This window comes from Streptomyces sp. JJ66, assembly GCF_019303495.1.
Lineage (GTDB): Bacteria > Actinomycetota > Actinomycetes > Streptomycetales > Streptomycetaceae > Streptomyces.
In genome coordinates this window covers 66,603-79,438 of sequence record NZ_JAEVFI010000020.1, presented here as the reverse complement: position 1 = coordinate 79,438, position 12,836 = coordinate 66,603, and the positions used below count along the sequence as shown (strand labels likewise).

The 12,836-nt window shown below is 70.5% G+C and carries 14 protein-coding genes; 11 read left to right on the top strand and 3 right to left on the bottom strand.

Annotation, left to right across the window (positions count from 1 at the left end; translation table 11 throughout):
* Positions 1–54: 54 nt before the first annotated feature.
* The 3 genes from JJV70_RS15955 to JJV70_RS15945 all read right to left on the bottom strand — a co-directional run bounded on the left by JJV70_RS15955 (position 55) and on the right by JJV70_RS15945 (position 2,827).
* A complete protein-coding gene (locus JJV70_RS15955; protein ID WP_219048646.1) occupies positions 55–612 on the bottom strand; it encodes a UTRA domain-containing protein in 558 nt (185 codons plus the stop codon).
* A gap of 54 nt (positions 613–666) precedes the next feature.
* A complete protein-coding gene (locus JJV70_RS15950; protein WP_308294836.1) occupies positions 667–1,476 on the bottom strand; it encodes a GntR family transcriptional regulator in 810 nt (269 codons plus the stop codon).
* Positions 1,477–2,065: 589 nt separating this feature from the next.
* On the bottom strand, positions 2,066–2,827 hold the full coding sequence (locus JJV70_RS15945) for a GntR family transcriptional regulator (RefSeq protein WP_219048644.1): 762 nt from the start codon (positions 2,825–2,827) through the stop codon (positions 2,066–2,068).
* A 437-nt stretch (positions 2,828–3,264) separates the two neighbouring features.
* Between JJV70_RS15945 and JJV70_RS15940 the strand changes: the two genes are divergently transcribed.
* The 11 genes from JJV70_RS15940 to JJV70_RS15890 all read left to right on the top strand — a co-directional run bounded on the left by JJV70_RS15940 (position 3,265) and on the right by JJV70_RS15890 (position 12,810).
* Positions 3,265–3,873: a hypothetical protein gene (locus tag JJV70_RS15940; RefSeq protein ID WP_219048643.1), complete on the top strand. Its 609-nt coding sequence runs from the start codon at positions 3,265–3,267 to the stop codon at positions 3,871–3,873.
* 151 nt (positions 3,874–4,024) lie between these two features.
* Positions 4,025–4,309 (top strand): hypothetical protein, encoded by a 285-nt coding sequence (locus JJV70_RS15935; protein ID WP_219048642.1) that lies wholly within the window; start codon positions 4,025–4,027, stop codon positions 4,307–4,309.
* A gap of 243 nt (positions 4,310–4,552) precedes the next feature.
* Positions 4,553–4,966, top strand: a complete 414-nt coding sequence (locus tag JJV70_RS15930; protein ID WP_219048641.1) for a hypothetical protein — start codon at positions 4,553–4,555, stop codon at positions 4,964–4,966.
* Complete coding sequence (locus JJV70_RS15925; protein ID WP_219048640.1) at positions 4,966–5,151, top strand: hypothetical protein; 186 nt, start codon at positions 4,966–4,968, stop codon at positions 5,149–5,151. Before JJV70_RS15930 ends, JJV70_RS15925 begins: the two co-directional genes overlap by 1 nt.
* 25 nt (positions 5,152–5,176) lie before the next feature.
* Positions 5,177–5,494, top strand: coding sequence for a WhiB family transcriptional regulator (locus JJV70_RS15920; protein WP_219048639.1), 318 nt, complete (start codon positions 5,177–5,179; stop codon positions 5,492–5,494).
* Positions 5,495–5,785: 291 nt separating this feature from the next.
* Entirely contained in the window at positions 5,786–8,563 is a 2,778-nt protein-coding gene (locus JJV70_RS15915) for a hypothetical protein (protein WP_219048638.1), read from the top strand.
* A 133-nt stretch (positions 8,564–8,696) separates the two neighbouring features.
* A complete protein-coding gene (locus JJV70_RS15910; RefSeq protein ID WP_219048637.1) occupies positions 8,697–9,170 on the top strand; it encodes a hypothetical protein in 474 nt (157 codons plus the stop codon).
* Positions 9,171–9,172: 2 nt separating this feature from the next.
* Entirely contained in the window at positions 9,173–9,811 is a 639-nt protein-coding gene (locus JJV70_RS15905) for a hypothetical protein (protein ID WP_257574036.1), read from the top strand.
* Between the two features lie 146 nt (positions 9,812–9,957).
* Entirely contained in the window at positions 9,958–10,515 is a 558-nt protein-coding gene (locus JJV70_RS15900; RefSeq protein ID WP_219048636.1) for a GIY-YIG nuclease family protein, read from the top strand.
* Positions 10,516–10,620: 105 nt separating this feature from the next.
* Positions 10,621–12,408, top strand: coding sequence for a hypothetical protein (locus JJV70_RS22855; protein ID WP_257574055.1), 1,788 nt, complete (start codon positions 10,621–10,623; stop codon positions 12,406–12,408).
* A 21-nt stretch (positions 12,409–12,429) separates the two neighbouring features.
* Entirely contained in the window at positions 12,430–12,810 is a 381-nt protein-coding gene (locus JJV70_RS15890) for a hypothetical protein (RefSeq protein ID WP_219048635.1), read from the top strand.
* Positions 12,811–12,836 lie beyond the last annotated feature (26 nt).

The window sequence follows — 12,836 nt, the reverse complement described above, 5'->3', positions numbered from 1 at the left end:
AAGGGGCCAGTGGTACGGGCGCCCCGGCGAGACCGGGGCGCCCGAGGCACTTCGTCAGGCGAGCGGAGCGGCGTAGCGCAGCTTCCAGTCCCTGCCCAGGACGTGCTGGGTCACCTCGACCACGCGCCCGTCGGCGATGCCAACGTGATTGATGGTGAGGATGTCCGCTCCCTCGGGAAGACCGAGGCGAGCCGACTCCTCCGAGGTGGCGGGACGGAGTTCGACGTCCTCCACGGCGGTGTCGCCCTGGTCGAACCCGGCCTCCTTCATGCGGCTGATGATGCCGCCGACGCCGGTGTCCACCTGCTCGATGCCTGCGGCCTCGGCGACGTCGACCGGGATGTACGTGGTGACGAGCTGGATGACTCGCTCACCATCGAACATCTCTCGGGCACGCACGACGACGTCACCGTCGACGCCCAGGAGCTGAGCCACATCCGTCGGCGCAGTGGTGCGGCTGACAGCGACCTCGGTGCGCGGGGTGCGGCCGGATCGGCGCAGTTCGGCGTCGAACGCACCGTGCGCCCCGTTCTCTTCGCGCTGGTCGGCGGTGTACCGAGTGCGCGCGTCCCGCAGGATCACGCCGCTGTCGTCGATTCGGTTGCTAGCCATGTGCTGGATGCTCCTTGCTGGTGTTATGTCGGAAGATTGGGTGTCTCTTGCTGGTCAGCCGGTTCCCGGCGTGTCTATGGCCCACTCGTAGGACAGGCGCCACTTGGCACGAGGCAGCACGTGCAGGCAGATCTCCACGACCCGGCCTTCGGCCGTCAGTCCCATGTGGGTGATCTCCATGACGGCCTGCTCGGCGGCGATGCCGAGAGCTGCCGCCTCTTTTCGGGTGGGGGAACGTACTTCGATCTCCTCCCGGAGGCGGACCTGCGCGAATCCGGCCTCAGCCATGCGGGACTTGCTGCCGCCCGTGCCGGTCTTGACGGCGGCGAGCGCGGGACAGGCGTCGGCGACATCCGCAGGGATCCAGGATGTCGCCACCTGGACGACCTCCAGCGCTTCAGCGTTGCCGGGTACAAACACGGACATGATTCGCTCGCGCTTCAAGGTCTTCGCCCGGTGATGCATCTCGAAGATGCCGGCGACCTTCTTGGGCGGTACGTCCCTGGCGATGGTGACGGTGTTCTTGAAGTCGAACCCCTTTGCCCGCATCTCGGCCTCGAACGCGCCGACAGCGCCGTCGGCCTCGCGGAAGCCGGGCTGGTATCGACTGGTTCGATCCGACATGATCTTGTCGATCACAAGCGAGACGTAGGTTCCCTTGCCGCGACGAGAGAAGACAAGACCTTCGTCTTCGAGCAGGCCGTAGATGTCGCGCGCAGTTTGATAGGCGATGCCGTGTTCCTGCTGGAGCTGAGGCACGCCAAGCAGGCGCGACCCAGGCGCGAGCGCGCCCCGCTCGATCTTCGCCCGGATCTCGGATGCGATCCGTTCGACCTTCCCAGGTTCCTTCTGCTTGGTAGCCACTACTCCCCCTCCCATGCGCGTCGTGAGGACAGCGGATCTCGCTGCCCGGTGCTCACAGCATCGCATGTCTAGTTCTTCCCCGAAAGCCGGGACGCACAGGCGGCTCGATCTGCTTTAACTACGCCCAGAAAAGGCCAGCTCAAGTGGGGTTCAGGAAAGAAATTAGCTAGACATGTTGACTGCGGGGCAATAGCAGGGTTCTAATCGAGGTGCCCCAGCATGCGGTGAGTAGCCGGATGCGGGGCGTAGCCGGTGCTGCACCTGCACCTTTGGTGCACCTTGCCGGCCGTAAGACCGCAGTAGTCGTCCGCCCTCCGGGGCGGCCGGGGTAGCCCACAGCTCGCCTGAGGGCACGTCCTCAGGCGAGCTGAGGACGCGAGAGCACCACCGAACTCCCCCGGAGCCTGACGGCCGCGACGACTGTGTGCACGTCACAGCGCTGTGCGCTGTCTGTCCTGCGGGACGCCGGCCTAGTGCCGTGCGGCCCGCAGGGCGGAGAGAGCACCGCGACCCGCATCTCCGCAACTCCGCCCCATGAGGAGTCCAGATGTCTCCCTCCACCCTTGAGCGCACCGCCCGTCCCCGGGTGTTAGCCGATGATCTCCATCGTGACGCGATGGTGAAGGGGGGCCGTGGTCACCGTGGCGTAGACGACACTGTCGGCCCCATCTCGGGAGACGTTGACGACCCGAAAGCCCGGGGAGCCTTCTGGCATGAGCAGCGCCGTGCATGCATCGGCTGCCATCGGTTCGGCCGTAATCGCGCAGTCGGTCTTCTGTACGTCCCATCCCAGCCAGTCAGCGACTCGGGTCCCGCGCGGTGGCTTCATCGGTGCCGCCCCTACGGGGGCCAGCATCGGGGGCACCCCTTCATAGCCCTCAGGCCGCCGAGAGGCGAGATCGTAGGGCACCACGGTGATCTTGTGCTGTACCGGGATCCCCTCCAGCGATCGGATTCGCGTCCGCTCAACTACGTCGCTGCCCGACGGGATACCCCACTCGGCCATCTCGTCGGTGGCGACGATCTGGCGGACCAGCGTCGTCTCCTCCGTGGCTGTGGCTCCTTCGTTGGTTGCTCGCCATGCCTGCGCCCCAGGCGCATCGAGGTCTGGAGGGGTGTAGGTGCCGAGGTAGGCATCCGCAGCCGGTCCTGCCGCCACAGTCGTACCGCTTCCTCGTTCGCTGCGGGCCAGCCCGAGAGCGGCAAGTACCGCGTAGGCGGCAGCCGCGGTCTGCTGACTCACTCCGTACTGATCGGCCAGGTCGCGCACGCTCGGCAGGCGGGTGCCATGACGGTATTGCCCGTCGGCGATGCCCTGGCGGATGTCCGCCACGATCCTGCTGGCAGTCATAGTCGATCTCCTTCCTGTCCGTCACGTGTCTCCAGGCTAGACGCGTCAACTCTTCAAGGCCCCATCCTGACATTAGTCAAGATGAGTAGCAAGTGTCTTGACACTTGGGTTAGGCGTCTCTACCTTCGAGGTTGTGCGGCTGCCCACCACGGTTGAGCAGCAGCTCCTCGGTGATCCTCCGGGAGCACCGAGTAAACACCCCCTTAACCGCAGTAGTCGTCCGCCTCTCGGGGGCGGCCGGAGTAGTCCTCAGCGAGCTGAGGACGCGAGAGCACCACCGAACTCCTCCGGAGCCTGACGGCCGCGACGACTGTGTGCACGTCACAGCGCTGTGCGCTGTCTGTCCTGCGGGACGCCGGCCCCGTGCCGTGCAGCCCGCAGGGCGGAGAGAGCACCGCAACCCGCACCCCCGCAACTCCGCCCCATGAGGAGTCCAGATGTCTCCCTCCACCCTCGAGCCCACCGCCCGCCCCCGCCGGAGCCGGACCCGCTCCCGCACCGTCAACGCACGCCCCGCGCTCGTCCTCTCCACCCTCCGGCCCCACCAGTACGACCTGCGCCCCGCCTGCGCGTCGCTGGTCTGCCCCGACTGCGGGACGTGGGTGCCGATCACCGGTTTGCAGACCAGGAAACCGAAGGTGGTGCCGCACGGCCCCATCACCGCAGGCCAGGCCCCGGCTGTCCGCTGCCGCCTGGGCAGCAACCGCCTGGTCAGCGTCGACATCACGGTCCGGACGTGGCAGGAGCGTCTGGAGACCGGACACGCCGAGACCGTCCACCGCTGCCGCACCACCGTGCGCCGCAAGCCCAGCGTCGCGGTTGCCCCGGCCGTCAGCCAGATCGCCGCGCAACAGCACACGCCCATGATCGACCAGCCTGGCGACGGCCAGCCCGAGTGGCTGCGGCGCAAGGGGCAGTGGGCGTCGAGCGAGACGGCGGTCCGCGACGCCGACACCCGACGCGCGCAGCTGCCCGACGGCGATGCGCCGCAGGGCGCGCCGCCGGTCCCGCTCACCACGCTGCACCCAAAGCGCCGCACGGGCTGACCCGCTCCGCACACGAACGACCACGGCCGCTCCCACCCGCAACATCGGGCTGGGGGCGGCCGTGGCTGCTCGTACAGCAGTCAGATGAGGATGCGTCGCCCGGGATTGCGCCCCGGGCGACGCGCACAGGCACCACTACAAGGAGACACCTGTGACCACCACGATCTCACGGCCGGTGCTCGGCTCCGAGCCCGAGCCCCAGCACGACCGAATCCCCGACAACCCGCCCGCGCTGCCGCCGCTGCCGCAGCGCGAGCCCGGCCGGTCGCTCCAACACCGCGCCGACGACCGCGCCGACGCGCTGAACGAACTGCTAGCCCGCCTGGTGGCCGAGGGGGACCGCCGCGCGGCCGCCGCCGGGCGGTGCGCGCCCCGCACGGTGGCGCAGATGCGCGCCCGCCTCGCCGCCCCCGCTACCGCGGGTGGTGCGCGGTGACCCCGGAAGCGGCGGCCATGGAAGCCGCTCGTCAGCAAGCGGCCGCCGATCTCGCCGCCGCGCAGGAAGCAGCCGCCCGCCTGGCCGAAGCACAGCGGGCCGCGCAGCAAGCCGCCCAGAAGTAGTAGCTGCCTTGCGGGCCCCGGAAGGTCATTGCCCAGCGCCGTCGGGCGGGGCGGGATCACCGGTGCCCGCCCCGCCATGCCTTCACACCGCTACACCTCGTCGAAGGGAACTCCTGTCGTGACCGTGACACCGCTCGCGTTGCTGTCCGCTGTCTGCCGCCCGCATGAACCCGCCCTGCTCGCCTACATCAACAACCGCCTCCAGCCGACCGAATGGCGCCGCTGCGACCAGCTCGCCCGGCGGGTGTGGGAGTACGCCCTGGCCCACGCCGACATGTCCGCACCCGGCTGGGACACCGACGCAGGGCTGCCGGTGTGGCTGGCCGCCGCCGCCCGCACCGTCATCCGCCGCCACCTCACCCCCGGCCCGGACCCGGCCGCCGTGGACTGGGCGGCGCTGGAACAGCAGCTGGGCCGCGCCCACACCTGGCCGCCGCACTGGGGCCGCCTGCTCGCCGCCGCCGGGCAGGCCGCGCTCCTCGCCCAGGCCGCCGAGGACCTGCACGCGATGCCGTCGTCGATGGCGGCCTGATGCCCCGGCCCGCCGACGATCTGTTCGACCGTTACATGCAGGCATTCCAGGCATCCGAGACCCACACCGCCGACTGCCACACCTGCCAGAGGGGCCAGCCCTGTGAGAGCGGGACACCCCTGCACCAGCGCTTCGCCCGGCTCCAGGACGCCTGGACGCACCGGCAGTCCCGCAAACAACCCTGACCAGGCCCGCCTCTGGAGGCCCTTCATGTCCCGATCACACCTCATCCCCACCCCTCCCTCCCCCGCCACACGGCCCGCCGGCGACTGGCGCCACCACGCCGTCTGCCGCGCGGTGGAAGACCCCGAACTGTTCTTCCCGCTCGGCAACACTGGACTGGCGCTGCTTCAGCTCGAGGAAGCCAAGACGTTCTGCCGCAGTTGTCCCGTGCAGGAGATGTGTCTGCAGTGGGCGTTGGAGACGCGTCAGGACTTCGGTGTCTGGGGCGGCCTGAGCGAGGACGAGCGCCGCGCGATGAAGCGTCGCGCCGCCCGCCGCCGCGCTCGCGAGTCCGGCTCGGCCTGATCCGGTGTCCCATCTCCTGCCGCACCCGTGCCGCCTTCAGGCGTGTGGGCAGGCGCCGGATCGTCCGGACGGTGCGACGGGGCACATGGTCCGTGCCGTCACCGGCGGCACCGCGACGCCTGGCCCAGCCAGATCCGGCGGGTCGGGTTCTGCGGACCGCCGCCGCCAGGCCCGCCTTGTGACCGTATGAGACGCGTCAGCTCTGCACACCATGTACACACCATCGCCCGCGCGGCGCCCCTGGGGAAGACACGGGGCGCCGCGCGGGTCTGTTTGAAGGGAGGGCGCGGCGTGGCTCGCGCATCGACGAAGAAGAGGCAGCCGCCGCAGCGCCGTCCGGCGCGGCGGACGGCTCCGGTGGCCGCGATCATCGCGCCGCGCACCGAACCCGCACCGGCCGCCCCCGTCCCGGAGCCGGTCACGGATGTGGGTGTGCAGGTGCGGACGGAGGCCGACGCTGCCCTGGCCGATGCCCGCGACCGTGCCGCCGACGTCACCGATCTGGCCCGCGACCGTGCCGTGCACCTGACCGCGCAGGCCCGCCTGGAGGCCGCCCGCGCGGTGCGCACCGGCCGGGAGGCCGACGCCCACGCCGCCCGCGTTCGCGCGGACGCCGACGAGCTGCTGGCCGAGGCCGCCGTCCGCGCCGAGTCCGTCGTATCCGACGCCGCCGACCGTGCCGCCGATCTCCGGGACCAGGCCGCCGACGGCGTTGCCCGCATCCTTGCCGACGGCGAGACCCGCGCTACCGCGCTGCTGGAGGACGCGCGCACCGAGGCGGCCTCGATCACCGAGGCGGCTACCGCCGAGCAGGCCCGTGTCCTGGCCGCCGCCCAGGCCGACGCCGACCAGATCCGCACGGAGGCCGCGAGCACCGCGGCCTCCGACGCCGACCAGGTCCTGGCCGGCGTCGACGCGACGGCTAAGCAGCTGCTCGCCGACGCCCGCGCGGAGGCCGACACCGTCACGGCAGCCGCGGCCGGCGAGGCCGACCAGGCCCTCACCGACGCCCGCACGGCTGCCGAGCAGTTGGTCGCCGACGCGCGCCGCCAGGCCGAAGGGGTCGCCGCCACGGCGGCCGCGCAGGCGGAGCAGGTCCGCACCGAGGCCGCTCAGGCCGCGGCGAAGGCCCTCGCTGACGCGGAGAGCGTGCGTACCGAGCTGCTCGCGGCGGCGGAGCGTACCGCGGTGGAGACCCGCACCCGCGCCACCTCCGACGCCGAACAGCTCCTGGAGCGGGCGCGGGGCGAGGCCGGCGGGCTGCGCGAGAGCGCGGACGCCCAGGCCGCGCAGGTGAAGGCGGGGGCCAAGAGGGCGGCGGCCGAGCTGCGTGAGGACGCGGCCCGCGAGCGGGAGGCGTCCCGCGCGGATGCGGCGCGTACGCGTGCGCTGGCCAGGGAGGACATCGGCCGGCTGCGGGCGACGGCGGCCGAGGACGCTGACCGTGTGACTCGCACCGCCCGCGAGGAGGCCGACCGCATCCTGGCGGCGGCCCGCACCACGCGGGATACGCAGCTTGAGGAAGCCGAGCAGGTGCTGGAGCGGGCCCGGGTGCGGGAAGCGGACGCGGAGGTCGCGTTGAAGGCCGCCGACGACAGGGTGGCCGAGGCCGCCGCCCGGATGAAGCGCGCCACCGACCGCACCGAGCGCCGCATCGAGCGTAAGCGCCTCAAGGCCGAAGCCCGCCAGGAGCGCGAGGACGCCCGGGCCGCCCGCAAGGCCAGGGTCCGGGAGCTGCGGGCCGCTGCCCGTGCAGGGAAGCCCACCCGTACCGAGCGGGTGAAGCGGTTCGTGCTCGTCAACGCCGAACGGCTGCTGGTGGTCCTGCCGATCACCGCGCCGATGGCGGTCGCCTGGACCGGGCAGGCCGGATTCGCCAAGGACATCCTCGGCTGGGTCGTCCCCTTCACGATCCTGTTCGCCGCAGCCTGGGAGCTGTCGACCGCGTTCGTGGGCTGGATGTACCACCAGGCCCGCCAGAGCGGCGATGCCGGAACCCTTTACCGCGTCTCCACCTGGGTCTTCGCTCTCGGGGCGGCGGTCATGAACTTCTGGCACGCCTCCGGGATGCCAAAGGAGGGCAGCCGGGTCTGGGACGCGAAGGCGGAGATCTGGACGGAGCAGATCACCTACTGGCACTTCACCCCGAAGGCGGTGGCGTTCGCTGCCATGAGCATCGTGGGCATGGTGCTGTGGGAGCTGTACGCCTCACTGATCCACCGCCGCAAGCTCCGTGAGGACGGCAAGGTCGCCAGGGCCCGCCCGTCCATCGGGGCGGTCCGCTGGTTCCGCTACCCGGTCCACTCCTTCACCGCCTGGTCCCTGGCGATCACCGATCCGGGTCTGACCACGCTGGACCGGGCCTGGACCGTGGCCGGGGCACAGCTCGCGGACCGCAAGGCGGTCCGGACCGGCCGGGCCCTGCACCGGGTCGTCGTCCCCCGCCTCGCGGCCGACGACCACGGACCGGCCGCCATCCCCACCGTGCTCACCCTGATGCGCACGGACCGGAACGGACCGCTGGAAAGCACCACTGCGGTCCGCCCGGTCCAGCACGACGGTTACGCGGTCCGGTCCGGTCCGGCCGACCGGAAGGCGGTCCACGGCCCGGTCCGGACCGCAGGAGCGGCGGACCGGACCGGCGGACCGGCGCTTGCCCTTCAGGCCGGTCCGGCCGGACCGCAGAGCGCTGACCTGCCGACCGGCCCCGGTCCGGATCGTGGACCCCGGACCGTGCCCGCCACCCAGAACGGGGCGGCCACGCGCAAGGTGACGGTCCAGACCGCCGACGCCGCTCCCGGACCACGGGGCGCGGACCGCACCGGACCGGCCGACCAGGAAACACCGCACAGCGCAAACGGTCCGGACCGGGGCGAGGGAGACGGTCCGGACCGCACGGTCATCACGCTCACGGGCCTGGAGCGGACCGCACTGGACCGGCTCCGGACCGTGAAGGAGCCGCTGAACCGGACCAACATCGCCAAGGCGGTCCGGGCCGAGGGCGGCTCCATCGCCACGGACCGCGCCGGACAGATCGCCGTCGCACTCAAGCAGCACACGGTCCGCTGACCGGACCACCCGCACAACCGTCCTGCCGCTCATGGTCGCCACCGGACCGGCGCTCGCCCACCGAGCGCGGACCGGTGACGGCCACGGCCGGCAGGCCGCTCGCCCGCGCCCCCACGCAAGAAAGGAGCACAGCATGGCACCCACGACGACCGGGCCAGCCCCCGCGCTGGCACCGCCCGCGGTGATTCCGTCGGCCTTGGAGATCTGGGCGCCTGACCCCCCGACCTGGGGCCAGCGCCTGATCCCCAAGGGGGTCCGGTCCGCGATGGCTGACCTGGGGCTGTGGCAGGAGCCCCGGCCCCTCAAGCCCTCGTTCCACCTGGTCCAGGTGATCGAAGTCCTTATCCGCTACGGCTGGTGCCAGAGCTTCGATTTCTCCCCCACCGGACGTATGTGCATCCGGGGTGCCCAGACCTTTCTGGAATCCACCGGGCACGTCACCGCGATCGACCGGGGGAAGGCCGTGCATTACCTCCAGACCCAGCTGGCCCGCCAGGGCGTGCACCTGCGGTTCTGGGAATGGAACGACCTTTCCAGCAACACCTTCCGGGGTGTGGAGGCCACCATCTCGGCGGCCTCTGACCTAGCGCGTGAGAACGGAGACTAAAAATGACACCCGACGAAGAGAAGGCATTTGAAGGAATCCAGGCCGGAATGGCGGCCGGAATGACCTTCGGAAACAGCGCTCCGGACGCCTCCCCGTACGCCGATGAAGGGCCGTACGGAACCCCGGTCGTCACGCAGAAGAAGGCCGGTCTGACCCGCCGTGGGAAGGTCGCCGTCGCGGTGGCCGGGGTGGCGATCGTCGGCGGCGGAACCATCTGGTTCCAGGTTCATTCGGCGGCCGTCGCGAAAGACGAGAAGGAGGCCGCCGCGCTCCAGATCCAGATGAAGACGCTGGAACTGGAGGAAATGCGGCTCCGGAACGAGCAGGCGCGCACCGACAAGAAGGCCGCGGCCGCGGCCGCCGACAAGACCCAGGCGGCCGTCGACCAGTGCGTGAAGGACTCCTCCGACCTGATCGGCAAGGGGTTCGGAGCGCCCTCGCGGAGCGACGTCGTGGCGGACTGCAAGCAGCAGTACGAGGCCGTCGACGGGTCCGACATGGCGGCCGCCAGCCACGCCCGGGACGCCGGTGACGGCGGCGGCGGTGGTGGGATCAACTCCTCCGCCCTGCTGGGTCTGGTCGCCGGTGGCGGCCTGGTCATCGCGGTGTTCGCACGCAAGGGCAAGCAGGCCCACACGTAGTCACGCACGGTAGTCGAGGTGGTTACTCCTTACCTACTCATGACCGCCTGAACAGCGAAAACACGCCTTCTGGGGCGTCCCGGGCGCTCTTCTCGGCTGGGAAGTAGGTAGGGAGTAACCACCCTTAGTAACGATCGAGGAAGCAGATGCGGCATGACAGAGTCGGCCGGAGCAACGCGCACGGTGTGGTGTACGTGGTCGGATCCGCAGCTGACCGACGAGTAAAGATCGGCTCTGCGGGCAACGCGCGCAACCGCCTAGTGGAGCTGCAGTCAGGTAGCCCGAACCCTCTCCGGATCCTGGTGACCATCGAGGGCGGGCGCCTTCTGGAGGGACTGATCCACGATCACCTGAAGCGGTTCCGGGTGATCGGCGAATGGTTCGACTTCGGTGAAGCGAACCCCGTCCATATCGTGACCGACGCGGTTCAGGTCCTCCGGAGCAAAGGGCTGTTCCCATCCCCGGAAGGTCTGGAGGAACTCCGGGAAAGCCAGAAGCGAGACCCTTCAATGCCCACGGTCAAGGAGAAGATCCTGGCCGCTTTGAAGGCTGGTATCGCGCCGATGACGGTGCATGAGGTAGCTGCGGCGACAAATTTTTCTGTGCCCCATCTGGCCGTGAAACTGTCCGAGCTCAAGAGCGCCGGGCTGGTCAGCAATTCACAGCGCCAATGGTCACTGGTAGTACACGAGAAGGGGGAATGAGACATGGCGACCGATACGGCGCCCCCGGTCCCCGCGGGACCGCCCGATCCGCCCGCTTCGCCGGCCGCCCCCGCCGCGCCGGCACCCACTGGAGACACCGGCATCATGGCCGCCCTGATGGCCGCGGTGGAGCCCGCCCGACCGGTCACCGCCACCGCCGGGGCCCGGCCGGACGGTGACGACCCGGCCGCGAAGGCGGACGCCGACGGCGTGGTGGACCGCTCCTCCCCGGGCGTCACCAGCGAGTCGTTCAAGGCCCCGGAGGACCTGACCGGAGCCGGATCCGACGCGGCCGGTGCCCGGCACAAGGAGGGCGTGTTTAAAACCCTGCTCCGGGCGGGCGCGACCCGCTGGGCAAAAGGCGGAGGAACTGCGAACAAGCGGCTGGATCTGGAAAAGGCCAGGGCCAGTGCGCACCAGGTGAAAGAGGCCCGGACCACCACGGTCATGAAGTCGCCTGGGCTTCCTACCCGAAACGGCTCCGGAGGGGCCGGTGGAGGGGGCCGTAATTCCGGCGGAAACAGCGGCGGAAACTCAGGCCGCAATTCCACGGGGAACGGCTCAGCGGGCACCGGACGCGGCGGAAGCGGCGGCGCCACCGGAGGCGGCGGGCGTGGCTCGTCCGGCTCGAATGGCAGCGGTGGATCCGGCGGCGGGCGCGGCACCAGCGGAAATGGTGGCGGCGGCTCGTCGAAGGACACCAGCCCCAAGGGTGCGAAGGACTCCGGGAGCAAGGGGAAGGACGGCTCCTCGGGAAACACCGGTGCTGGCGGAAAGGCGGGCAAGGACGGAAGGTCCGGTGCCTCCGGAAGCGGCGGCGGATCGTCCTCGGGCGGCTCGTCCGGCGGTCATTCCGGCACCTCAAAGGACAAGGCCGACAAGGACAAGGGCTCGAAGGTCGACCTGAAGAAGGGCGGCGGCAGCGGCCAGGGCTCGGGCGGCTCCTCCGGGAGCAGCGGCGGATCCGGCAAGAACGGCGGATCCGGGAAGAGCGGCTCCTCCGGGAGCGGCGGCGGGTCCGGCAAGAACGGCGGGTCCGGGAGCGCCGGCGGATCCGGGAAGAGCGGCAGCTCCGGCAAGAACGGTGGATCCGGGCACAGCGCGAACGGGACCGACAACCGGACCCCGCTCCAGCGGTCGCGGGAGACGGGCCACGGCGACGGCTCCGCGGTCCGCAACGCGGTCGACCACGTGAAGGCGTACGCGCAGGGCGCGAAGGACGGCTACCAGGACAAGAAGGAGGAGAACGGCAAGGAGCACGCGCGGCTGGACAAGGCGCGCACCGATCACAAGGCGAAGCAGCAGGACCCGAAGAAGGACGACCCGAAGCAGCAGGGGACGACGGTGACCGGGCCCAGCGGCCAGACGATCGTCATCGCCCCGCCGGACGAAGGAGACGACGGAGTGAGCACGGACGTGAAGCCCCTCCTGGTCAAGGAGATCGACGCGAACACGCTGACCCTGGGCACAGACGGTGCTCGTGGGGCGGTCAGCCGCAAGGAGCTCCGCAACTTCAAGCAGTACGAACGCAAGCTGGAGGCCAAGGAGAACCACCTGATCAAGGTGGCCGACGCGTGCAAGTCGCTCGAGGCCGCGGCGGAAGACGAGGCGAAGGACTGCCAGGAGCTGGCCGACCAGGCCAAGGCCGTCGAAGGCGGGGAGAAGCTGGCCGCGAAGCTGACCAAGCTGTCCGACAGCGCGAAGGCCCAGGCGACGGAGGCCGCCGAGCTCCACAAGCGCGCCAAGCGGGCGGCGGAGATGTGCAAGGTCGTCCTGACCAACATCGGGACCCGGTACGCGCCGCTGTACAAGGCCGTGGTCGACAGCGACGAGACGAAGCCGGCCGAGCTGCGCTTCTACAACGACAAGGGCTCTTACGCGCCCGCCGCGTAAGAGAAGACGGGAGAGCCGACCATGGCGGAGCTGACGTACAAGGTCCTCGTCCGTAAGACCGAGGCCAAGGAGAAGGCCCTGGCCCGGAACGCGGAGGGCGTCAAGAAGGCCGCGGAGAACATCAAGGAGCTGGCCGACGACACGGCCTCCGACGCGGACGCGCTGGGGGCCAAGAGCGTGGACCGTGACTCCCTGGCGGAGTGCCAGGAGCTGTCGAAAATCATCCGCGGAGTGTCGGACGGCGCGATGACCTACGCGTCGAAGACGGCCGACACCGCGAAGACCGCGAAGGCGGCCGGGGACCAGGCCCGCACCACCCACGCCGGGTTCCAGGAAGCCTTCGACCGCTCGGACGTGACGGACCTGGAGAAGGTCAGCCGCGACTGGTTCGAGCAGGAGTAGCACCACCCACCACCGGCACGGCCGGC